Origin of the sequence: Sphingobacterium sp. T2 (genome assembly GCF_000814685.1) — a bacterium.
GTDB lineage: Bacteria > Bacteroidota > Bacteroidia > Sphingobacteriales > Sphingobacteriaceae > Sphingobacterium > Sphingobacterium thermophilum.
The window spans coordinates 1-24,247 of the sequence record NZ_JXAC01000005.1; the positions used below are offsets into that span (position 1 = coordinate 1).

Genomic DNA, 24,247 nt, shown 5'->3' on the forward strand with positions numbered 1-24,247 from the left:
TGCATTCTTCTTGCGTGCAATACGTGCGGCATCACAGGAGGCGTGGAAATAGGTTTCCATGCTCATGATGCTTGAAGATGGCGATACAGACAGCTAAGGGAGCAGCAGATCTGTTGTTGCAGACCCATAGTCATCCGGAAAGTGAAATCGACAAGGTGACCTCGCCGAAAGGATGTACTATTGCGGGGCTCAACGAAATGGAACACAACGGACTTAGCTCAGCATTTATAAAAGGTATCAAGTTGTCGGCAAAAAAAGCTGGCGGTCTTTACAATGAATAAGGATATAACAAATCTTATCGAGAAAAGTAAATCTCTATTAGCTCAACTGATAGAGATTCCTTCTTTTAGCAGAGAGGAAGACAAAACGGCCCTATGCATAGGCTCCTTTCTTCAGGACTGCGGTGTCTCATATCAACGGGTGGGCAATAACATCCTTGCTTACAACAAGTATTTCGACGAAAATAAACCTACCGTATTGTTGAATTCCCATCACGATACTGTAAAGCCTAATCCCGGATACACGAAAGATCCTTTCAAAGCCATTATAGAAGATGGCAAGTTGTATGGCTTAGGATCCAATGATGCGGGAGGCTGTCTGGTGTCTTTGATAGCAGCGTTCCTATATTTCTATGAGGATGTGGATTTGAGTTATAACCTTTGTCTTATTGTCTCAGCAGAGGAAGAGGTTTCCGGAAAGAACGGTATTGAGGAAGCATATAAGCATGTGGTTGCTTGTGATTTTGCTATTGTAGGGGAGCCTACTCTTTTGGATCTGGCTGTGGCAGAGAAAGGACTTATGGTGTTGGACTGTACTGCATATGGGGTGTCCGGTCATGCAGCAAGAGAAGAGGGTGTCAATGCTATCTATGAAGCTATAGAAGATATTACATGGTTTCGGACGTATAAATTTCCTAAGGAATCCGCGTTTCTGGGACCTGTGAAGATGTCCGTTACCGTCATCAATGCGGGCTCTCAGCATAATGTGGTACCTGCTGAATGTAAATATGTAGTAGACGTTCGAACTACGGATGTATATTCAAATGTAGAGGTGCTGGACATAATAAAATCCCATGTGAAGTCAGATGTGGTAGCGCGCTCTACGCGGCTTAATTCGTCAACGATTTCTCTCGACCATCCTATTGTAAAGGCAGGGCTTGAGTTGGGCAAGAAGACCTACGGCAGTCCGACTATGAGTGATCAGGCGTTGCTGCCTATACCTTCTCTGAAGGTAGGTCCTGGAGATTCGGCACGGTCGCATTCGGCGGATGAATTTATATATCTACGAGAGATTGAAGAAGGAGTGGAGTTTTATATCAGCCTTTTGGGAAAGGTCATAAAATAAAAGGAGGTCTTAAAAAGACCTCCTTATTAGATTTATCGTAATTGTTTCACTTCGCTCTCTGCTTTTTGTAAATCCAGTTCCAGCTGTTTTAGCTTAATATGCTGTTTACTAATTTTGATTTTTTCCTTTTCGTAATCTATTCCTGAGATTTTTCCTTTGCTAACTTTCTTTTCTAAGTTTTTTTCCAGCTTAGCAACTTTTTTTCTCTTGTTTTTCAAGTTTTTTTTGAGAGCTTTTGAACTTTTTTTTACAGCCTTGTTATGTTTTTTGATAGCTTTTTCTTTTTCTTTTCTCTTCTTTTTCTTAATTTTTTTGTCTTCTTTTTCAGCTGCTTTCTGACGCTTTATTTCTTCTTTCTGGGCTTTTTCTCTAGCTTTTGTTTCTTTCTCTAATCTTTTCTTTTCTTCTTCCAGTTGTTTTGCTTTGGCCTCTTCAGATATTACAATAGATGAGAGGTTGGTTTTTGTAGTGTCGTTTGGAATATTAGGATTAGAAGTTTGAGCCTTACCAACGTTAGCGAATGCCAACATCCCCATAAAAAATAATGCGCAAAGTTTTAATGTTTTCATATGGTATTATTGTTTGATTTGTTTAGGACAAAGTTAAAAAAATGAAAGAGCAGCCTCTACTGAATGCTGCTCTTTCGTTTATAAGTTGTAGCTATTTAGCTATTATACCAATTGTTTCAACAGATTTGTCATGCTAACACGTTCGCCGATAATCTTGTGTAAGTCATCTATAGCTACGCGTTCTTGTGCCATGGTGTCTCGGTCTCGGATAGTTACTGTATTGTCTTCCAGAGACTGGTGGTCTACGGTGATACAGTAAGGTGTTCCGATAGCATCCTGACGGCGGTAGCGTTTACCTATGGTCATCTTTTTCGTCGTATTGAAGGTTGAAGTCTAATTTTAATTTTGCCATGATTTCTCTAGCTTTTTCCGGAAGGCCATCTTTTTTGGTTAATGGTAATATGGCTGCCTTTACCGGTGCTATTGCCGGGTGGAACTTCAACACCACACGAGAATCTTGCTTTTCTTCGGTAGAGAGGTCTTCGTACACCAAAGCATTAGAGAATACGGTCAAGAACAGACGGTCCAAACCTATAGAGGTTTCGATAACGTAAGGGATGTAGCTTTGATTGATTTCAGGGTCGAAGTATTGCATCTTACGTTTCGAATATTCTTGGTGTTGTTTTAAGTCGAAGTCCGTACGTGAATGGATTCCTTCTACCTCTTTGAATCCAAAAGGAAATTCGTATTCTATATCCACGGCAGCGTTGGCGTAGTGTGCCAGCTTGACATGGTCGTGGTAGCGGTATTTTTCCGGATTGGCACCTAAGGCCAAATGCCATTTAAGACGTGTTTCTTTCCATTTTTGGTACCATTCCAGCTCAGATCCAGGACGTACGAAGAATTGCATTTCCATCTGTTCGAATTCACGCATACGCATGATGAACTGGCGGGCGATGACTTCGTTACGGAAAGCTTTCCCTATCTGGGCTATACCGAAAGGTATTTTCATTCTTCCCGACTTTTGAACGTTAAGGAAGTTGACGAAGATACCTTGAGCGGTTTCTGGGCGGAGGTATACCTGCTCGGCACCGTCGGCCATCGCTCCCATTTGGGTTGCGAACATAAGATTGAACTGGCGCACGTCGGTCCAGTTTTTGGTGCCAGAGATAGGACATACGATATTATGTTCTTCGATTAGCGCTTTCAGACGAGGAAGGTCGTCATTGTTCAAGGCTTCATCGAGGTCTTTTTGCAGTTGGGCAGCCTTTTGAGTTTTACCGTCTTTTTCGTAGCGGTCGATTTTATCTTCAATCAGTTGGTCTGCGCGGTAGCGTTTTTTCGAATCTTTGTTGTCGATCATAGGATCGTTGAACCCATCGACGTGACCTGAGGCTTTCCAGGTTGTAGGGTGCATGAATATTGCAGCATCAATGCCGACAATATTTTCGTGGAGCTGCACCATGGATTTCCACCAATATGTCTTAAGGTTGTTCTTTAATTCAGAACCCAACTGACCATAGTCATATACGGCACTAAGACCGTCATAAATCTCACTTGAAGGGAATACAAATCCGTATTCTTTAGCGTGTGATATAATGTTTTTGAAAAAGTCGTCTGTCTGTTTGCTCATAAGCGGTAAAAGTAGGAAATTCTATGTCAAAAGTCAACAACTATTTGGCTTCCATAAGATCTAAGATTTGCTGTGACGCATTTTTGTTGTCCACCTTACGGATGATATGCTGAATATATCCTTTTTCGTCTATGACGAAGGTGGTTCGTGCGGTGCCCATATATTTTTTACCGTACATATTTTTTTCTACCCATACACCGTAGTCGTTGACGATTTTTTTGTCTTCATCCGCCAGAAGATTGAAAGGAAGTTCGTACTTGGCGATAAACTTTTGGTGGGACTGTTCACTGTCGACACTTACTCCAATCACTTCAAAACCTTTACCTAAGAGGAATTGGTAGTTGTCACGGAAATTGCATGCTTCAGTGGTACAGCCCGGCGTATTGTCTTTAGGATAAAAGTATAAGATAACCTTTTTTCCTAAGAAATCAGAAAGTTTAATGGTTTCACCTTTCTGGTTTTTTGCGATGATTTCAGGAGCTTTTGATCCTACCTCTAACGTGCTCATATTTCTATGTTTTATCTTATAAATTTTGCTTGATATACTGTTTCGTTGTCTTTCCAGTCTTTGACAATCAGCTTGAAGGTATGTTCTCCTTTAGAGAGAGAAGCTTCAAAACGATGCCAAAGATGTCTGTTTTTGGAATCATATTCCATCAATACCCACTTACCGTCGATATAGCCTTCAAATGATTGGATGCCGGAGAGGTTGTCGCGTATGGTAAAATCTATTTTGGCTTGTGTAGACACATTTTTTCCGTTTATCAGATTTCTTGCAATAATTGTTGGAGGGACAGTGTCTACCGTTATATAGAAGTTGCCGAAATTGCGTGTGTTGACCTTTACCCAGCCGTCTTCATATTTTCCACCTTCGGCGCCGTTTTCGGTGGAGGCAATAAGCGCTTTACTTTGTAGGTGCTGCGGAAGACCGTTAGGCTTTATGGCCAGACTATAGGATGAAAACAGCGGTATGAAGGTGTTGTGTACTTTGTGAAGGGCAGAAAAGGTATTTGGAAGAGGAGGCTCTTCCTTGTAAACGAAATCTAGGTCGGTGTATAGAGAGCCTTTAGGGATTTCAATTTTGATATTTTCCGTAGAGAAAGAGTTTGTATTATTATAATGGAAAAGGTCTCCTTTAGGAGAATATGCTTCTGCTGGCTTTTGTGTGTTGTTTTGGATTTTAAAGTCCAGCTCGCTGCAATTTCCGGCTACATCTTTTACAACATACTTCGCCTCATAAATTTTATTTTCGGAGAGCTCTATGACGCCGTCATTTTTCAAGAACCTAAAAATTTCTATAGGGTTGCCCGGATCTTTAAAAGATTTTTGGTATTTGGTCTTGGTCCTTTTCCAATAAGGATAATCAATATACGAATGAATCCCTCTTGTATGGTTGAAGTCTAGTTCTTCAAATACCACTGAAGAAACCGGTTGGCCATCGATAAACAGCTCTATAGAGTATACTCCGTTTTGAAAGCCTCCCGCTCGATGGCGGTCGATAGCGTTGATGCCGAAGCCAAACTTCCCTGACACGGGAAGGGGGCTGTTTTGCTGAAGCACATATTTGCCTGCACCTACGGCCTTTACCGGAACAACCTTTCGAGGTGTAAATTCGTTAAACAGATGTTGCTGGTTCAGGTCGTAAAGCATGATGCCTCCGATGGTGGGATTGTAGTGATCCGTAAATTTGAGACCGAACAGCTGCGGGTTTAGAGGACGTTGGGTCTTGGTATCCCTTATTTCAAAGTGTAGATGCGGTCCTGCGGAACCGCCCGTATTTCCTGCGTTACCAATGTACTGCCCTTTAGCTACTTTAAGCTGATTGGAATCCAGATAAATATCTACATCAAAACGCTGAAGCTCGTATTGTTTGGCACGAACGATTTTTGTCAGTTCCTCGTTGAACCTGTCCATATGGAGGTAAACTGTCGTATAGCCGTTGGGATGATCGATATATACAGCATTGCCTCCTCCACCGATTTGGACGCGTACGCGTGAGATATGTCCTTCAGCGGCTGCATATAGGGGAAGACCTATTTTCTGTTGGGTGCGGTAGTCGTCACCTGCATGAAAATGAGTGCTTCTCAACTCTCCGAAGGTCCCGGAAGCATCCATAGGGATATTGAGGGGATTCCGGAAATACCCTTGAGGATATGTTTTGCTGGTAATGATATTTTTGTTTTGCGCCTTGACGGTAAGTATAGTGCATACCGCTGCGGCAAGCAAAAGCTGAAATTTCTTCATGTTATTTAATATGAGTGGAGAACATCAATTTATTCTCTAGGTATCCTTCCAATTTATCTCCGATTTGTATAGGTCCCACCCCTGCCGGTGTACCGGTGTAAATAAGGTCTCCTTTGCGGATGGTGATGAACTTGGTGATATATACGATGAGGCTGTCTATATCAAAGATCATGTCTTTACTATTGCCCTCCTGAACAATTTCCTGGTTTTTTTTTAAGGAAAATTGAATGTTATTCAGGTCAGAGAACTCTTCCTTAGGGATGAGAGGGCTGATAACGGCCGAGTGGTCAAATGCTTTGGCTAGCTCCCAAGGAAGACCTTTTTCTTTGTGTTTGCTTTGTATATCCCGTGCCGTAAAGTCTATGCCCAAACCTATGGCATCATAATATTTGTGGACAAATTTGGGAGAAACATGTTTCCCTTCGTTGCAAACTCTAAACACCAGTTCGCATTCGTAGTGAATGTCTTGCGAAAATTCGGGATAATAAAAATCCTTGTTGTCTTTAAGTATGGCGGTGTCCGGTTTAAGAAAGATGACAGGGTTTTCAGGGACTGGATTGTTAAGTTCTTTAGCGTGGTCAATATAGTTTCTACCTATGGCGATGATTTTCATTTTTTTACTGAATGGGTGAAAAACAAATTTATGAAAAGCAGAGCGGTTAAGCAAGAATGGCTATTTGAGGGGAGTTTGGGGGTGTTTCTAATAAAGTTAAATATTTTCGTTGCTAAATCGATTAAAATATTTAATTTAGTTAAAATTATAAACTTATAACTATCTACTTAGGTAGAAATTCTTGTTGAACGAAAAGTTGAAAGATAACCAAGTAAAGAAAAGTGGATAAACATACTATGTATTACTTTTAATTAATAGTGTTAATACTAATTAATTATTTATTATGAAGATTACAGACACAACACTCAAGAGGGGTGGGATTTGGGCTATGTCCCTTTCCTTAATAGCGGTGAGCTATAGTCCTGTGTATGCCCACCGGGCGGAGTTTTATAAGGAAATCAGGTCTACCTTACTGCAGCAGACCGTGCAGGGTACGGTCGTAGATCAGGCAACGGGACAAGGTATTCCTGGGGTGACTATTAAAATAAAGGGCTCTACGAAGGCAACCTTTACGGATTCCGACGGTAACTTTACTATTCAAGCAAGTCCCGGCGATGTTTTGGTAGTGGAAATTCTAGGATATAAATCCATAGAGCAGCGCGTTAACGGAGAAAGAATGACGATTTCTTTGGTTGCTGAGCAGACCAATATTGAGGAAGTCGTGGTGATGGGGTATGGTAGCCAGAAGAAAAGTGAGGTGACTTCCGCCGTAGCTTCTGTCAAAGAAAAGGATTTTAACCAGGGAGGAATGAGAAGTCCTGTGGATTTGGTACAAGGTAAGGTAGCGGGGTTGAATGTCACGAGAACCCAAGGTAGTAACCCGAACTCGGGTACGAGCATACAACTTCGGGGTATGGCTTCCATTAAAGGTACCAATACACCTCTGATTGTCATTGATGGTATTCCTGGCGGAAATTTGGACCTTATAAAACAAGGAGATATAGAATCTATTGATGTATTGAAAGACGGATCTGCTGCAGCTATTTACGGTACGAGAGGTAATGGTGGGGTGATTTTAATCACGACGAAGAAAGGAAAGAGTGGAGCTTCCACTTTTGAGTACTATACATATGGTCAGCATGAGACTGTAGCACGACGTCCGGAGATGTTGTCGGCAGCAGAATTTAGGGATTTGGTGGTCAACGGACAAAATAAACCTGACCTAGATCTGGGAAGCTCGACAGACCTCTATGATGCGTTGATAAATACAGGCAACTTCTCTACTTTCCACAACTTTGTGGGTAGCGGAGGAGGAGAAAACTCTTCCTATCGGGCTTCTATCAATTATGAGAATGCCCAAGGTATTGCCAAGCAGAATGAAAGACGTCAGTTTGGTGGACGTGTGAATTTTAATCAGAAAGGGTTAGAGCAGAGACTAACCTTTACAGGTAATATCGCTGCCAACTTCAATAAGGCTGATCTTTTGGGAGGAAAGACCGAGTATTTTGAGCAGGCTATCCAACGTAATCCTACAGCACCTTTATATAATCCGGATGGAAGTTTCTATCAGACACAAGGATACAACAACTTCAATCCCTTGGATCGGCTGGCCAATCGTATTGACGACCGTAACCAACAAACATTTTCAGGAGATGCTCGATTGAAGCTGCAGATTATTGATCCGTTGAGTGTAAGTGCTTTTGCCTCTTACGTGAGGGATAATATGAATAATAGACAATTCCGCTCCTTGAAAGATTGGGATCAGCGCGAGGTGTCAGACTATCAAGGTATGGGGTATGCGTGGAAAGAAAACACACTTTCTTGGACAAAAACGTTTGAGGCTACCATAGATTACAATCAAACGTTTGGCGAAGTGCATTCCTTCACTGGGTTGTTGGGATATAGTTATCAGTACGCTACGTATGAGAATTTTTCCATGTCCAACAACGGCTTTACCACCGATGCTTTCCAGGACTGGAATATGGGGTCTGGTACAGCGTTGACGAATCCAAAGCTTCCGCGTCCAAGTATGGGGTCTTATAAAGATGATAACACCTTAATCGCTTTCTTCGGAAGGGTGAACTACTCGTATGCGGATCGTTACTTCCTTACAGCCATTTTAAGAAGAGAAGGGTCTTCTCGTTTTGGTGCAAACAATAAGTGGGGTAATTTCCCGGCGGTATCGGCAGGTTGGAATATTAGCAATGAAGAGTTTTTCACAAACAAGGAGGTGGTGAACAACCTGAAATTGAGGGTAGGTTATGGGGTGACCGGTAACCAAGGGTTCCCTAACTATCAGTCTATGGTGTTGTTGGGAACAGGAGGGGTGTACCCTCAGGATGGTGTGTATTATCAGACCTATGGACCTACTCAAAACCCTAACCCTAATCTTAAGTGGGAACAAAAAGCAGAAACTAATATTGGATTGGATTTTGGGTTGTGGGCAAACCGCCTTACCGGTGCTTTGGATATTTATACACGTAGGACCACAGACTTGCTTAACCAATATACCGCACAACAACCAGCTTATGTGTCCGGTTCAATCTGGTACAATTTAGGAGAGGTAACCAACAAAGGTGTGGAGTTACAACTGTCGGCTACGCCTATAAGCCGGGAGGATTTTTCTTGGACAGTAGACTTTGCTGGCAATTATCAAAAAAATAAGTTGGTGAAGATGTCTAATGAAACCTTTAAGAGTGATTGGCTGACATTTGGAGGCCTGCCTTCTCCAGGTAACTTGGGTGATGCTATACGTCTGGAAGAGGGAGGCGAAATAGGTTCTTTCTATGGTAAACGTTTCGCCGGAATTAACGATGAAGGAAAATGGCTGTTCTACAAGGCTGATGGTAGCACAGGCACTGCTGCCGAGATGAATGATAACGACCTTACTTATATAGGTAATGGCGTCCCTAAATATCAAGCTTCGTTAGGAAACCGTTTCAGCTATAAAGGCTTTGATTTAACCATATTTTTCAGAGGAAAATTCAAGTATCAAATCCTAAATACGGCTGATATGTTTTTCGGAAACCAAAAATGGTTGCCTAATAACGTGTTGAAGTCTGCCTTCACCAAACATAGTGCTATCAAAGATGATCCACAATATTCGGATTACTATCTTGAAAACGGAAACTTTGTCAAACTGGATAATATCACCTTGGGATACAACTTTAAATTCAAGACCAACTATGTTCGAAATCTGTACGTATATGTTACGGGCCGTAATATAGCAACAATCACCGGCTATTCGGGCTTGGATCCGGAATTGCAAGATACAGGTTTTGATGCAGGTATAGACAGTCGTGGATTCTACCCTAGGACACGATCATGGACTTTGGGATTAAATGTTGGATTTTAAATGAATAAAAGATATGAAAGCGATAAATAAGATGCTGTCGGCTGTTGCCCTTTTAGGTTCGGGATTGTTGTTCCGACTCCTGTACAGACCTGACAGAAAATGTATAATAGCAGTATCAGTGAAGATAATTTTTATAACAATAAAAGAGAAGTAATGCAGGCGGCTTTACGACCTTTCACGCATATGCAAGCGTGGTTGGCACCTACCGGACAAAGCGGTTATTATTATCATTCAGAATTGAGTGCTGATCAGCTTGCTTGGCCGCAAAAGGGAAGACATGGCTATGACGGAGGAGATCATATCCGGCTACATTATCATACTTGGACAAGTAATGAAGGTCGTCTGAGAAACGCGTGGACCTTAATGTGGGGAGGATTAGGGTATGTCAACAATGCCATTGGGGATATAGAAAGCCTTGATGTCTCTATGATTGACGGTTTGACGGAAGAAGATCGTGCTATTATTATCTCTCAGTTAAAAGTATTACGTGCCTTCCATTATATCAAATTGATGGATATGTGGGGCAATGTTCCTATTGTGACAAAGGTGGCTGATCCTTTAAATCCAGAGACCAAGCCGCGCAGTGAAGTTTTTGACTTTGTCTTGCAGGAATTGCTGGATAATGTTGAAAAGCTGCCGCTGACATCGGCAGAGAATATAGGTCAGGTGTCGCGTGCTGCAGGATATGCTATGTTAGCGGAACTTTACCTCAATGCGGAGAAGTGGAAAGGTCAGCCTATGTGGGATGAGTGTATCGCCGTATGTGATAAAATCATAAGCGGCCAAGGAGGAGGAATAGGTGGGGCTCCACAGCTGTCTCCGGATTTGACTGCTCTTTTCAGTAATACTAATTCCGCGAATCCCGAATCTTTATTTCAGTTTCAGTTTAGCCGTGAGGCCGGCTTCACCTTCGATTGGGCGGGATTCTTTTTCGGTTATGATTATATGAAGGAAGTGTTGAATGTAGGATATGGCGGATGGAATGCCTTTGTGGTGATTCCTTCAGCATTTGATGCCTTCGCTGAAAATGACCTACGCAAGAAAGAATGGTTCTTGTTCGGTCCGCAATATAAATACGGTACCAATATACCGGTGTTAGGTACGGAGGAGTATAGTGGTAAGCCATTTGTTTTGGTGAACAGCATACGTAGGGAAAGTGAAGGAGACCTTACCGGTCCGGGAAGTATGACCGAAGGGGAAGAAAACTCGGGAGCTCGATTCCACAAGTATAAGTCTGGAACGCTAGACGACCCTAATTATTGGGAGAATGATTATATCATCTACAGGCTTACGGAGATTTACTTCAATAAGGCTGAAGCTAATCATGCGCAAAAACAATGGCGTGGCTACTGCCGAAGCTGTGGAGCTTATCAACGCGTCGCGCAAGAGAGCATTCACCGATGCTGACTGGCCAGCCAATCAGTATACTGTCGCTACGCTTACCCTTGACGAGCTTCTCAAAGAAAGAGGACGTGAATTTATCTTTGAAGGAAAGCGCCGTACGGATCTGATCCGTTTCGGGAAATTTACGACAGCATCATGGTGGGATCATAATCCTTCCAACGACCCTAATAAAGAGCTGTTCCCTGTTCCTAATAACCAGTTGGCTATAAATCCTAACTTAGTACAGAACCCTGGGTATTAATGAAAGAGGCTCTGCGACAAGCAGAGCCTTCTTGAATTGCTGACAGATGAGACAGTTTTTTATTATTTCTTTTTTTCTTTGGAATTGGTAACGGTCTTTGTAGTGCTCAGAAGACTAAGTTCATTTCGTATGCCACAAGTACTTTGGAAGCAATCTATAAACATTATGGCGTGGAAGGAAATGTGCTTTTGAGAGAAAATTATCCCTTCCGAGGGGATTTTCGCGCAGATTATTTGGGAGTAGAGGCGGAAAAAACGCAAGCCAATTCTTTTTCTTATCTCTGGCCCTATTCTGGTATGTTGTCTGCCCATGTGGCCTTATTAGAAACCACTAAAAGTCTAGAGTGGGTCAAAGCTATAGACCAAAATGTTTTAACAGGATTACAGGCTTATTATGATGATAAAAGAGAGCCTAAGGCCTACGCATCTTATATTAATTCTGCTCCTCAATCGGATAGGTTTTATGATGACAATATTTGGATTGGTATAGATTTTACCGATTTGTATCTTCTAACCAAAAAGAAAGTATATCTTGAACAAGCGCTGGAAGTATGGCGGTTTGTAGAAAGCGGGATGGATGATAAGCTGGGGGGCGGTATTTACTGGTGTGAGCAGCGCAAGGAATCCAAAAATACTTGCTCCAATGCGCCGGCAATAGTCTTTTTGGCAAAACTCTATATAGCTACTAAGGAGGAGAAATACCTTACCTTGGCCAAAAGTCTTTACCAATGGGTGCAAAATCAGCTGTTAGATCCTTCGGATTCAGTCTATTATGACAATATTAATCTCCGTGGACAGCTTGATAGGAGAAAATTTGCGTACAATTCCGGTCAGATGATCCAGGCAGGAGCTTTACTATATAAAATCTCTAAAGAAAAGCAATATCTTACCGATGCACAAAGAATTGCAAAAGGTGCATATTCTTATTTTTTTCATCCAATCGCGGAGTCAGATACCATGCAGTCTTTTAGATATCTAAGGAAAAGTAATAACTGGTTTATTGCTGTGATGATGCGAGGGTACGTCGAGCTATATGCTATGGACGGCAATAGTTTGTATGTCGATACTTTCCGTAAAAATCTGGATAATGCTTGGGACCATATGAGAGAGGCACGGGGTTTATTCCACAAGGATTGGTCAGGAAAGGAAAAAGATAAGCGTTTCTGGCTATTGGATCAGTTGGCCATGGTTGAAATGTATGCTAGAATAGCAGGAATACGATAACGATTTGTTGTTGATTATCTAGTTAATTATGTTTTTATTTTAATTAGTAAAAATCTTTTTAGGTTTAAAATTTTCTTAGTCTTTGTTAAAGATAGATTTATTAAATCGTAAGAGATTGTTTTGAGGGTTAATTTAACCCTCTTTTATTTTTATGTATAGCAAAGTTGGTAATCGCATTTGTTTTTTTGCGTTATACTTTTTAATTTAACATTAACAATTAGATAACTAAATCGATTTTTATGACTTAAGTTATGATTACCTAACATCTACTTTATTACAATTATAAACTTATTAACCATTTAGAGTCTTTAAATTATGTGCAAGTTAAAGGTGTTCAAAGGGATACACTTACCAAAAGGTATTCCATTTAATCGTTGCATTTGCGTTTCTGCAGCAGTTGTGCTTAGCAGTCATATTGCAACAGCAAATCATTTCACTCATCATTTTTGGACGGACCCACCTCATGCTTTATGGATACAGGAGCAAACGATCAGAGGAACCGTAGTTTCTGCTTCTACCGGTGAGCCCTTACCAGGTGTTACCGTACGTGTTGTGGGAAAGACGTCTGTGACGGCCACGAATCAAGATGGACAGTTTGAAATCAAGGCTTCGGCAAATGATGTCTTGGAAATTAGCTATGTAGGATATGCATCGCAAACTGTTACCGTGAGCTCGACGACTTCCTCCCTTCAGATTCGATTGCAAGAAAATAGTCATTCGTTGGAAGAGGTTGTCGTGACAGGTTACGGATCACAGCGTAAGAAAGACCTTACGGGATCTGTGGCGATAGTCGATGTGGATCAGCTCAAAGCACAGCCGGCAGCTACGGCAGTGGAAGCTTTACAAGGTAAAGCGACGGGGGTGCAGATTGTAAATGACGGAGCTCCAGGCTCTACTCCACAAATCAAAATTCGGGGATATTCAACAATTAACAACAATGAACCACTTTACATTATAGACGGAGTGCCTTTTGAAGGCAAGCTCAGCTGGTTGAACCAGAATGATATTGAATCTATGCAGGTGTTGAAGGACGCTTCTGCAGCATCTATCTACGGGGCACGGGCAAACAATGGTGTGGTGATCATCACTACACGTCAGGGAAAGATGGGAAAACCTCAGTTTACGTTTGACGCTTATGCGGGCTCTCAGGTGCCACAGCGTGACCGCCTTCCCGAAGATGCTTACGCCGCAACAGAACTTGGATATGCAAAATCAGATTAACGGTACCAACCTTACTTTGCCGGAATATCTGTTGGCGGGCTCTAAGTCCGGTCATGATGTGACTGCGGCAGATGCCGACATGTCCAAATACAACTATTCGCGTGATTTCAGTACCTTCTATCAGATAACAAAAGCGAACAAAGAAGGAACGGACTGGTTCAGAGAAATTACGCAGAATGCTCCAACCCAGTCGTATCAGATAGCGGCTTCCGGAGGATCCGACAATACGAGCTATTCGATGTCCGGTGGATTTCTAGACCAAAAAGGAACTGTAATCCACTCCAGCTTTAAGCGCTATAACATACGTACGAATACGCAGTTCAAAGCTTTTGAGGGTAAACTGCGTATCGGGGAAAACATGCAGTACAGCTACACAAGAGGAGTAGGGATGGGGGTAAACCCTAATACGGCTGGAGGCTATATGGGAGATGAAAGTGTTGTGGGATGGGCATATCGTATCCAGACTATAGTTCCCGTGTATGATGAGGGCGGAAATTTTGCAGGAACAAGAGGAGGTTATGGGAATGGACAAAACCCTGTCGCTGTGGCTTACCGCATGAAAGATGATGTCAACAAAAGCAACTTCTTCTTCGGAAACGTCTTTGGGGAAGTGGACCTTTTACCGGGACTGATGTTCCGCACGAATTTCGGTCTTCGTTATGAAAATTATAACGGCATTGACATTACCTATCCTAACCCTGAATTTGGTGAGGGCTCGATGAACAATGCACTAAGTGAATATTTTGGTTATGGTTCGGAATGGACATGGACCAATACGCTTACTTGGAGGAAACAATTCGACCAACATAGCCTGAATGTTTTGGCCGGTACGGAAGCAATCAGCAACAGAAGTAGGGACCTGTCAGGAAGCAGAAACAGTTTCTTCACGCTAAACAGTCTTGATTATTTCTATCTGAATGCAGGAACGTCCAATTTTGGTAATGCGGGGTCAGGTGGTGTAGGGTCGCTCTTTTCTATCTTCGGAAAGGTGGATTATAGCTATAACGACCGTTATATTCTAAGTGCGACGCTTCGTAGAGATGGTTCTTCCAACTTTGGTCCTAACAACAAGTATGGTTTGTTTCCTGGAATCTCGGGAGCATGGCGTATTTCCAGCGAAGAGTTCATGCAGAATGTTGCTTGGATTACGGACTTAAAGTTTAGAGCAGGTTATGGTGTTACAGGTAACCAGCGTATCCCAGGCTTCCAATATATCAACCGTTATGCTAGTTCAATTACTCAATCTTCATATCCTATAGGTGGTGCCGTACAAAGTGGATTGTGGCAAAGCGACTATTCTAATGAAGATGTAAAATGGGAGCAAGTAAAGGCATTGAATATAGGTATGGACTTTACCCTATTCGATGGAGTTTTTGACGGTGCTGTTGAATATTATGATAAGAAAACAGAAGATATGCTGTTCCGCGTGCCGTTGCCGGCCATTGCGGTGGGACGTGCCAGCTCCCCTTATGTCAATGTAGGTAATATGCGTAACCACGGTGTAGAGCTGTCTTTGGCCTATCATCATGGACGCAATCAAAACAAAGATTTCACATTTGATATTAGCGGTACTTTCTCAAAGAATGTAAACAAGGTTGTTGCTTTAGCGCCGGAGGTTACTTCACAACTGTATGGTAACTTCAGAAGTATTACCACTACTATCCTTACCCCAGGACAGTCGTTCGGTACTTTTTATGGCTATAAAGTGTTAGGCGTGTACAGGGATGATGCTGACGTAGCCAATTCACCTAACTATGCTGATGGCAAAGCTAGACCGGGAGGCCTTAAATATGCTGATATTAACAACGATGGTGTCATCAATGACCAAGACCGAACCTTCATAGGAAATCCGCATCCCGATTTTATTTACTCCTTGGGTTTCAATGCTAACTATAAGAACTGGGACCTATCGATGTTCTTCTACGGGTCTAAGGGCAATGACGTGTTCGACATGACCCGCTACTTTACGGACTTCTCGGTATTTTCGGGAGCGAAGAGTGTAAGACTTCTAGAGGCTTGGTCGCCGACAAATCCTAACTCGAATATGCCGTCGCTGACGTCAAATGCTTCTGCCTTTGAATATGCTACTTCCAGCTATTTTGTGCAGGACGCCAGCTTTTTGAAGATGAAAAATTTGCAGATAGGTTATACTCTTCCTGTAAAATCCTTATTTGGAAATAATACCAATATAAACCGTCTGCGTATGTATGTAGGAGTGACCAATCTGTTTACTATCACCAAGTATGACGGCTTGGATCCTGAGGTGACAGCTACACCTTCAGATTATCCTGCTATAGGCGTGGATTTAGGTGTATATCCGCAGTCACGTCAGTTTTTGTTTGGTTTGAGTTTAGGTTTTTAACTATTGAAATTTTGAATATTATGAAAATGCGTTCTATATATACAGCCTTAGTTGCGTCAGGCTTATTGCTTAGCAGTTGTGGTAAAGACTTTTTGGAGAAAATCCCTCAAGGCCAACTGGGAGAAGGGCAGGTCAGCAATGGGGAAGGTATTGAAGCGGTGCTCTTGGGGGCCTACAGCATTATGAATGGTAATGTTAGTGGTACCTGGGGCAATTATGCTGCGGCGCCAAGCCAATGGATTTTTGGGGAAATCACCTCCGATAATGCACATAAAGGATCGGAAGAGACGGACCAGCCCAACATGAACCTGTTGGAAATGCTGAATCCCAATCCTGCTAATGACAACTTGACTACGATGTGGCAGGTGTATTACGAAGGGGTGTTGAGAGCCAACACTACCCTCCGTCTATTGAAGCAGGACCAAGAAGGTGCCAAAGAGATTTCTTCAGCAAGGGCCTTAGAGATCGAGGCAGAGGCGCGTATGTTGCGTGGCCACTATTATTTTTTCATGTGGCGGGTCTTCAGAAATCTGCCATGGATAGATGAAAACACTCCTCTCGAAGAAGCCAAGACAAAGCCTAATGATACCGATATCTATGATAAAATCATTGATGACGTAAAGTTTGCTTCGGAGAATCTTCCTGTAACGAAAATCAAAGGAGAAGCCGGACGTATGGATAGAAATATTGCCAAGGCTTATCTGGGAAAATTATATCTCTATCAAAAGAAATATGATTTGGCTCTTCCTTTATTTCAAGAAGTGATAGCAGGTAAGGACCTTACGACCATGCCTTTCCAAGACAACTTCGATATCGACAAGGAAGATGGTCCTGAAGCATTGTTAGTATCTAAACATGCTATCAACCTAACGGATCGGGCGATAATGCCAACGTGGGCGACATGCTCAGCGGTATTTATGCTGCACCAGTAAGCTGCTGTGGCTTTTATCAGCCTACCATTGACTTGGTCAATGCTTATAAGGTAGATGCTAATGGCTTGCCTTATCTAGATAACGAATACCGTAATAACCCTTACCTTTCGGATTTTGGATTGACAGGAGCGGCTAAGACCAACTATCAGGTGGATGTGACCCTTCGTGTTGACCCTCGTTTAGACTATACGGTAGGGAGAAGAGGGGTTCCTTTCCTAGATTATGGCATCATGCCGGGAGACGCTTGGATACGTTCGGTATCTTTTGCAGGCCCATTCGTGGGTATTAAAACCATGATCAAAGAAAGCCAGTTTGCTGGAAATACCGTTTCCGGAGAAGCTTATATCACAGGCTTAGACGTAAATATCATGCGTTTGGCCGATGTGTATCTGATGGCCGCAGAATGTGCGGTGGAGCTGAATGATCTTTCCACCGCCTTGGAATATGTAAATGCTGTGCGCCGTAGAGCTGCCACTCTTCCTCCAAAGACGGTTAATGGGGTGCCGGTAGCTGACTATCAGGTGAATCCTTATCCTTCGTTCCCGAATCAGGAGTACGCGCGCAAAGCCGTACGTATGGAGCGTCGTCTGGAGCTGGCCCTCGAAGGTCACCGCTATTTCGATTTGGTACGTTGGGGAATAGCTAAAAATGTACTGGAAAGCTATTCACAATTTGAAGGCACTTATCTGCCTTTCTATAGAGGGTTGGTTTATAATAGTCATAACGACTATTTCCCGATTCCACAGACTGAAATTGACCGCAGTGGCGGCACATTAAGACAGAACTTGGGGTATTAATCCCCAAAAAGATAGCCTTCTAATTAGGAAGGCTATCTTTACTTTTAAACTTGTTTATATGGAAAGAAGAACAGCTATAAAGCAGATGTTTATCCTGGCAGGAGGTATGCTGATAGCCTCCTCTTGTGTTAACGATGGTAACAAGGCCAGTATAGCGCTCAGCAATGTAGACTTTTCCAAGAGCGATGAGGAGCTACTGGCACAGCTGGTAGAAGCTATTATCCCCGAAACAGATACTCCGGGAGGCCGCTCACTGAACCTGCATCTTTTCGTGATGAAAATGGTGGACGACTGTCATAGTCCGGAGGAACAGGCCGCTTTTGTGAATGGGCTGAGAGTAGCCCGAAAAGTAAAGGATAAATCCACTGAGGAAATATTGTCCTATATCAAATCTTTGTCTCAGGACGATACTTTTAGCGTCATTCTCAAGCAAAGAACCATTATGGGCTACCTCAACTCGGAATATGTGATGAAGAATAAGCTCATCTACGAGCTTGTTCCAGGACGATACAATGGAGAAATGAAAATCAAGGCATAACAAATAATGGCTTATCTAAATATTGATTCAAAGAAAGAAAGAACCTATGATGCTATAGTGATAGGGTCAGGCATAAGCGGAGGATGGTCTGCCAAAGAATTATGTGAAAAAGGGCTTAAGACTTTGGTGCTCGAAAGGGGACGCGATGTCAAACATATAAAGGATTATCCCACAACCAATATGTACCCTTGGGAATTCGAACATCGCAATGAGATACCTTACCAGATAAAGAAGGAAAATCCTATTGTGAGCCGCTGCTATGCCTTCCATGAGGATGCAGCTCATTTTTTTGTCAAGGATGCCGAACATCCATATTTACAGGAAAAACCTTTCGACTGGATTCGCGGATATCAAGTAGGGGGCAAATCGTTGCTATGGGCGCGGCAGACTCAACGTTGGTCCGATTTTGATTTTGAAGGTCCCGCACGGGATGCTTCGCCGTAGATTGGCCTATACGCTACGCTGATCTAAAACCTTGGTACGACCATGTAGAACGTTTTGTGGGTATTGCAGGCAATAGGGATGGCTTGCCGGAATTGCCGGATGGAGAGTTTTTGCCCGCATATCCGCTGAATATTGTGGAGAAATATTTCAAAACAATCATAGAAAAGCAGTTCCCCGAAAGAAAGGTTATCTCTGCACGCTGTGCCCATATTTCCAAGGTGCAGCCTATCCATATAGAGCAGGGCAGAGGGCAATGTCAGAATCGCACATTGTGTCAGCGCGGCTGTCCTTTTGGAGGATACTTTAGTTCAAATGCCTCTACTCTCCCTTGGGCAGCAAAAACCGGAAATCTGACCTTGCGCCCCGACGCTGTAGTACATTCCATCCTCTATGACGAGCAAAAAGAAAGAGCCATAGGGGTTAAGGTTATTGACCGTAATACTAAAGAAGAAATAGACTTCTATGCTAAGCTTATTTTTGTCAATGCGGCGGCGCTGAATACTAATCTTATTCTGTTAAACTCTAAATCAAACAGATTTCCGGAAGGCTTAGGTAACGATAGCGGCACCCTTGGCAAGTTTGTAGCTTTCCACAACTATAGTGCGCGTATCTACGCTGAATACGAGGGGCTTTTGGATTACGCTGTGGATGGTAGAAATCCTGCGGGAGGAGGCTATATCCCACGTTTCCGCAACCTACACAGACAGGAAACCGACTTTTTGAGGGGTTATGCTGCAGGATTTTCAGCATGGCGTTCTCGTAAGCCGGATACCTCTGCCTTAGGTGAAGAGCTAAAGGAGGCCTTATTAAATCCAAAATGGGCGAATTGGGAAGTGGGGTCTCATATGATGGGAGAGACCATTCCTAAAGAAAGCAACTATGTGGCACTCAGCAACCAAAAAGATGAGTGGGATATGCCGCTGCTGAAAATTTCTGTGGATTATGATGACAACGATCGGAAGATGCAAAAGGATTATCTCGATACTATGGAGGAAATGTTTACGCTTGCCGGATTTAAAAATATACGGCGAGATGAACATTGGCAAGCTCCGGGCCTTGATATCCATGAGATGGGAGGTGTTCGGATGGGAAAAGACCCTAAAACTTCCGTCTTGAACAAATGGAATCAGATGCACAGTGTTCCGAACGTTTTTGTTACGGATGGAGCCTGTATGACCTCTACCTCCACACAAAACCCTTCACTGACTTATATGGCTTTCTCCGCACGAGCAGTAGATTATGCCGTAAGTGAATTAACGAAAGGTAATATCTGATGACGACCTATCGCTTGTTGGTCCAAAGCTTCAGCATGGAGCTTTGGATTTTTATTTCTACCTATTTTCTGCTACCTTTGAAATTATGACGATATCTTCCATAAAAGCTGTTCTCTTTGATCTTGATGGTACTCTAATTGATTCTGAGTTTTTCTATTACAGCAATTGGGCTCCCATTTTGAAAGAGGAATTTGGTTTGAACATCACATTTAACGATTGGATTAAAGATTTTGCGGGGCATACGCTCTCTGCTAATGTGCAGATGCTAAAAGAGCGGTTTGACATCCACACAGACGATGAATTTATGTGGCAGCGCACTAGGGCAAACTATGCCAAGGCAGATATGACGACGATACGTCTTATGCCTTTCGTGAAAGAAACGCTGCATACGCTTCATGCCAAAGGTATTAGGACAGCTTTGGTTACTTCTAGCTATATGAGTACGGTAAATACGGTTCTGGGACACCATAACCTACTTGATGATTTCGAATTTTTTGTGACTCGAGAGGCGGTGCAGTATCCTAAGCCTGACCCTGAACCTTATCTGTTGGCCACGGAGCGTCTTGCTTTGCCTTCAAACAGCATTATGGCCGTAGAGGATACATTGACAGGATTTCGGGCAGCGACAGGAGCAGGTTTGCGTTGTGTGGCGGTAACTAAGCATCAAGCTGAAAAAGAGCGTCTTTCACAAGCAGAGTTCTTAGTAGAAGATCTTTCTCAATTTTTGGATATCATAGTATAAAGAGACAGAAGTTTCGTGAATAGCCCTTATGTTGTTCGAGACGAATCTGAGTTTAATAGCACTACTATAAAAGCATAAAAGGCCTCTTACAAGGCCTTTTATGCTTTTATAATTTTGGTGAACGTTTGTGCATCTTAAACATACCTTTGGAATGTATATCCAATGCTTGATGTTCTAGCTTATAGGTTGTCTTATCCGTGCTGCGGGCACCCACCTTTGAAGCAGAAGAGTAACTTCCATAACGGATATGATTGAGGGCTTCTGCGATAAAGCCTTCCGTTTCATCTCCTAGCTGCTTGCTGAAAGATTCGTTGGCCAACTTGTTTGGTTGCAATCCTGCGAAGTAGTCGCCGAAGTTGTTAGCATTAAACATTTGGAAAGAGGTAACATATAAGGTTAGTTCTTTGTTTTTGTGTTTAAGTGGTGTTCCCCAGAATCCAACCGGCTTGCCATATGTGTTTTCAGATCCTATAATTTGTACATCCATATAAGGTGCTAGACTGTTTATCAATAGTTCGCTGGCAGAAGCCGTACTTGAAGTCACCAGAAAATATACCTTATTGAGTTCTAGATTTCCTCTTTTGATGAAATTTACCGCAGGAAAATATTCTCCAAGTTCTTCCTGAACTATAGTGTTCAGCTTGTACGAATACATTCTTTTGCCGGTAGCTGAGGCGGGAGCAACACGGTTAGCCAGATATTCTGCTGTCTGTACGTCACCTCCTCCATTGTAGCGTAGGTCTATTATAAGGTCTTTAACCTGTTGCTGTTCGAAAGTGTTGAATATTTGTTCGAAATCGCTGAAAAGTGCTGTAGGTCCATTTCTGTCTACTATGCTTACAAAAGAGGAGAAGGCTATATATCCCACCTTATTGCTATTATCTAGGGTGAAAATTTTAGCAGCATTGATAGGGTTATAGTTATATCTGGTACTGGTAAGTGTTTTCTCTATAATTTCGTTGCTCGGAGTTTGCCATTTTAGGGTTATGGTATTGGAATAGAGAGCATTAAGTACATCGGCAAAGTTTTTAGCCCTTTGAGAGTTATAGTCAATATTGGTATTGCCGTTGATGCTCAATATTTTGTCGCCGCGTTTTAATCCTCCAAGGTCTGCTGCAGAGTTTCGGTCTACCAATTTTACGTAGAGATCTGCATTGGTAGCATTTGCCGAAGGCAACAGATAGATTACCGAAAGACCAAACCCTGTGACACGAGCATTTTGAATTTCATCGCTCACGGCATCCTCTCTGTCTATAAAGCTGAATCGGTCTATAGGCTGATTGTTTACGCCGGTGGGTGTCTGGCCGATCAGGTAATCCAATACCAATTCACTGTCTTCAAAATTTTTGGTGATAGCTCTAACCTTATTGGAATCAAGTATATCGTTTATATTTCGTGGGTCGATATAATTCTGCCATAATGATAATAATTTGGTATAATATAGGGTAGAGTCTTTAAGATAAGCTTCTGCGGAGTAATCCCATTGTTCTTCTTTATCTGGCGCAGGGCCGTCTTTCTTACTGCAAGCACTATTCAATACAAAGAATAATACCGCTACAACTACATACCATCTTTTCATAAAAGTTAGTTTTGTGTCCTTTCAGACTTAGGTATTTTTTTGTACAATGTACTAATTATTATTCAACTCACAAAACAAAAAAAGTCACTAAACGAAAATCCGTCATAGTTTACTGCTATGGATATAAAAATAGCGCCATCTCAAGGAAGATGGCGCTATTATATTTTAGGGAAGCATAAGTTAAATTTCAACGGTGGTATCCATAATGAAATCTTCGTGTTTCAAGTGAACGATTTCTGTGGCCTTTTCGTAGTTTGTAGATTTCTTAGAGAAGAAATCGTGCTGTGTTGTTTCGGTATTCAGACCGTTCAATACGATAGGGTTCACTTGTTTCACTTCGAAGATAGGGTCAAAACCTAAGTTCATCAATGCTTTGTTGCCGTTGTAGCGAACGTATTCTTTCACTTCGGCGGTAAGACCTATTACGGTGTAAAGCTCTTCGGTGTATTTTATTTCGTTTTCGTACAATTCGTACAGCAAGTTGAGGAATTTTTGTTTTACCTCTTCTTTGTTAGGAAGTTTGGCAAAAACCTCTTGTGCTATTAATCCTACGAATACGCCGTGGATAGATTCGTCGGCAACGATTTTTTTGATAATATCGGCCGATGCAACCATCTGTCCTTGTCCACACAACCATAGAGGGAGGAAGAATCCTGAATAGAACAGGAAGGACTCCAGCAATACGGAGGCGGCTAGAGCCATGAACAGCTCTTCGTCTGTTACGTTTTCTTTATCTATCGCGCGGTAATGTTTGTCGATGGTAGCTGCTTTAAACTGTAAGAATTTGTTTTGAGATACCCAGCCGAAGACGTCGTTGATCTCATTGGTGGTGGATACCGTGGTGAAGATGGTTGAGTAAGATTTTGCATGGATAGCCTCCATCATACACATATAAGACAATACAGCCTTGTTTTGCAAAGAATCTATGTGATCGATAATCTTAGGCATACCCGTATGGCTTTGCAGGGTATCTAACAAAGTCAGACCTCCCAGTGCCTTTTTGTAGCACTCCTTCATATCCCAGCTAAGACCTTTCCAGCTGTCGATGTCTTTTGAAGGGATATACTCAGTATCAATCCAGAATTGTTTTAGGTTTTGCTCCCAGAACATTAATACGTAGTCGTTTTCGGGAGTGTTCCAGTTTACTGCTTTATATTGCTTACTCATGTTGCTTAATATCTTTGATAAAGACGCTGAATAAAATCTAATTTATTCAGCGTCTTAGTTTGGGTTTAATATTGTGATTTACCTACTTCTCTAACGCTTATGCGGAGCATGAAATACACTCTTCGATTGTTGATTTACGTGTACGAGTGTAGTACAGCGATTTTAAGCCTAGCTTATGAGCATAGATGTAGTATCGGGCCAAATCTCTCGTAGTATCTTTGGAGTTGGTATGTAAGATGGTAGAGATACCTTGGTCAATATGACGTTGGATTACCGATACCAGCTTCAATACTTTCATCTGGTCCATATCGTATGCCGACTTGAAGTAGAAGTAATTATCATTGGTCAAGTAAGGCATAGGATAATATGTTGTACTGTCGCCGTATTCACGTACTTCGATGATATCAACGATAGGCATTACCGATGGCGTAGCATTCATGATGTATGCTGTAGACTGGTTAGGGGCTATAGCCAAGCGGTAAGCGTGATATAGTCCGTGTTCTTTAACCTGTTCTTTGAGGTTTTTCCAGTCTTCGATAGTCGGAATGTGGATGCCTTCGAACAATTCTTTGACCTTGTCGGTCTGTGGTAAATAATCCCTTTCCAAATATTTGTCGAAGTATTTACCTGATGCGTAGTCTGTTTTTTCGAATCCAAAGAACGTGGCAAAACATTCGTAGGATTC

General features: G+C 42.3%; 17 protein-coding genes and 4 pseudogenes. 13 read left to right on the forward strand and 8 right to left on the reverse strand.

Annotated elements, in window-relative coordinates:
• Both SD31_RS00220 and SD31_RS00225 read left to right on the forward strand, forming a co-directional pair.
• A pseudogene (locus SD31_RS00220) lies at positions 1-281 on the forward strand (pyrroline-5-carboxylate reductase dimerization domain-containing protein); the annotation flags it as partial.
• Positions 274-1,344 carry a M20 family metallo-hydrolase gene (locus SD31_RS00225; RefSeq protein WP_039052679.1) on the forward strand — a complete coding sequence of 357 codons (1,071 nt, stop codon included), beginning with the start codon at positions 274-276 and terminating at the stop codon, positions 1,342-1,344. The pseudogene SD31_RS00220 and the gene SD31_RS00225, both read left to right, overlap by 8 nt.
• A 32-nt stretch (positions 1,345-1,376) precedes the next feature.
• Here the strand turns inward: SD31_RS00225 and SD31_RS00230 are convergent, their stop codons facing one another.
• From SD31_RS00230 to SD31_RS00250, 5 genes and pseudogenes are all read right to left on the reverse strand, one after another.
• Complete coding sequence (locus SD31_RS00230; protein ID WP_156138118.1) at positions 1,377-1,913, reverse strand: hypothetical protein; 537 nt, start codon at positions 1,911-1,913, stop codon at positions 1,377-1,379.
• Between the two features lie 102 nt (positions 1,914-2,015).
• Positions 2,016-3,486, reverse strand: a pseudogene (locus SD31_RS00235) (glycine--tRNA ligase).
• Positions 3,487-3,526: 40 nt separating this feature from the next.
• The gene (gene bcp / locus SD31_RS00240) at positions 3,527-3,994 is read right to left on the reverse strand and encodes a thioredoxin-dependent thiol peroxidase (protein ID WP_039052681.1); all 468 of its coding nucleotides are present in this window, start codon (positions 3,992-3,994) and stop codon (positions 3,527-3,529) included.
• Between the two features lie 11 nt (positions 3,995-4,005).
• On the reverse strand, positions 4,006-5,730 hold the full coding sequence (locus SD31_RS20440) for a M23 family metallopeptidase (protein WP_039052682.1): 1,725 nt from the start codon (positions 5,728-5,730) through the stop codon (positions 4,006-4,008).
• 1 nt (position 5,731) lies between these two features.
• Entirely contained in the window at positions 5,732-6,343 is a 612-nt protein-coding gene (locus SD31_RS00250; RefSeq protein ID WP_039052683.1) for a fumarylacetoacetate hydrolase family protein, read from the reverse strand.
• Between the two features lie 283 nt (positions 6,344-6,626).
• On the opposite strand from SD31_RS00250, the gene SD31_RS00255 reads away from it, so the two are divergent.
• The 11 genes and pseudogenes from SD31_RS00255 (at position 6,627) to SD31_RS00290 (ending at position 20,816) form a co-directional block, all read left to right on the forward strand.
• Positions 6,627-9,638 carry a SusC/RagA family TonB-linked outer membrane protein gene (locus SD31_RS00255; RefSeq protein ID WP_039052684.1) on the forward strand — a complete coding sequence of 1,004 codons (3,012 nt, stop codon included), beginning with the start codon at positions 6,627-6,629 and terminating at the stop codon, positions 9,636-9,638.
• A 99-nt stretch (positions 9,639-9,737) separates the two neighbouring features.
• Positions 9,738-11,045 (forward strand): RagB/SusD family nutrient uptake outer membrane protein, encoded by a 1,308-nt coding sequence (locus SD31_RS00260; protein WP_262506481.1) that lies wholly within the window; start codon positions 9,738-9,740, stop codon positions 11,043-11,045.
• Complete coding sequence (locus tag SD31_RS19665; RefSeq protein WP_262506482.1) at positions 10,981-11,283, forward strand: RagB/SusD family nutrient uptake outer membrane protein; 303 nt, start codon at positions 10,981-10,983, stop codon at positions 11,281-11,283. Before SD31_RS00260 ends, SD31_RS19665 begins: the two co-directional genes overlap by 65 nt.
• Before the next feature lie 143 nt (positions 11,284-11,426).
• Positions 11,427-12,506: a glycoside hydrolase family 76 protein gene (locus SD31_RS00265; protein ID WP_156138119.1), complete on the forward strand. Its 1,080-nt coding sequence runs from the start codon at positions 11,427-11,429 to the stop codon at positions 12,504-12,506.
• 399 nt (positions 12,507-12,905) lie between these two features.
• The gene (locus tag SD31_RS17790) at positions 12,906-13,727 is read left to right on the forward strand and encodes a carboxypeptidase-like regulatory domain-containing protein (RefSeq protein ID WP_052258484.1); all 822 of its coding nucleotides are present in this window, start codon (positions 12,906-12,908) and stop codon (positions 13,725-13,727) included.
• A complete protein-coding gene (locus tag SD31_RS00270; protein ID WP_231560977.1) occupies positions 13,642-16,089 on the forward strand; it encodes a SusC/RagA family TonB-linked outer membrane protein in 2,448 nt (815 codons plus the stop codon). The genes SD31_RS17790 and SD31_RS00270 overlap by 86 nt, the downstream gene beginning before the upstream one ends.
• 26 nt (positions 16,090-16,115) lie before the next feature.
• Entirely contained in the window at positions 16,116-17,021 is a 906-nt protein-coding gene (locus SD31_RS17795; RefSeq protein WP_231560978.1) for a RagB/SusD family nutrient uptake outer membrane protein, read from the forward strand.
• Entirely contained in the window at positions 16,991-17,818 is an 828-nt protein-coding gene (locus SD31_RS17800) for a RagB/SusD family nutrient uptake outer membrane protein (protein ID WP_231560979.1), read from the forward strand. Before SD31_RS17795 ends, SD31_RS17800 begins: the two co-directional genes overlap by 31 nt.
• Positions 17,819-17,876: 58 nt before the next feature.
• Positions 17,877-18,356 carry a gluconate 2-dehydrogenase subunit 3 family protein gene (locus tag SD31_RS00280; protein WP_039052686.1) on the forward strand — a complete coding sequence of 160 codons (480 nt, stop codon included), beginning with the start codon at positions 17,877-17,879 and terminating at the stop codon, positions 18,354-18,356.
• Positions 18,357-18,362: 6 nt separating this feature from the next.
• Positions 18,363-20,074, forward strand: a pseudogene (locus tag SD31_RS00285) (GMC oxidoreductase).
• Between the two features lie 85 nt (positions 20,075-20,159).
• Positions 20,160-20,816: an HAD family hydrolase gene (locus SD31_RS00290; protein WP_039052687.1), complete on the forward strand. Its 657-nt coding sequence runs from the start codon at positions 20,160-20,162 to the stop codon at positions 20,814-20,816.
• A 106-nt stretch (positions 20,817-20,922) separates the two neighbouring features.
• Here the strand turns inward: SD31_RS00290 and SD31_RS00295 are convergent, their stop codons facing one another.
• The 3 genes and pseudogenes from SD31_RS00295 to SD31_RS00305 all read right to left on the reverse strand — a co-directional run.
• Entirely contained in the window at positions 20,923-22,395 is a 1,473-nt protein-coding gene (locus SD31_RS00295; RefSeq protein ID WP_039052688.1) for a S41 family peptidase, read from the reverse strand.
• 180 nt (positions 22,396-22,575) lie between these two features.
• The gene (gene nrdF, locus SD31_RS00300) at positions 22,576-23,562 is read right to left on the reverse strand and encodes a class 1b ribonucleoside-diphosphate reductase subunit beta (RefSeq protein ID WP_039052689.1); all 987 of its coding nucleotides are present in this window, start codon (positions 23,560-23,562) and stop codon (positions 22,576-22,578) included.
• A 97-nt stretch (positions 23,563-23,659) separates the two neighbouring features.
• Positions 23,660-24,247 (reverse strand): annotated as a pseudogene (locus SD31_RS00305) (ribonucleotide-diphosphate reductase subunit alpha); the annotation flags it as partial.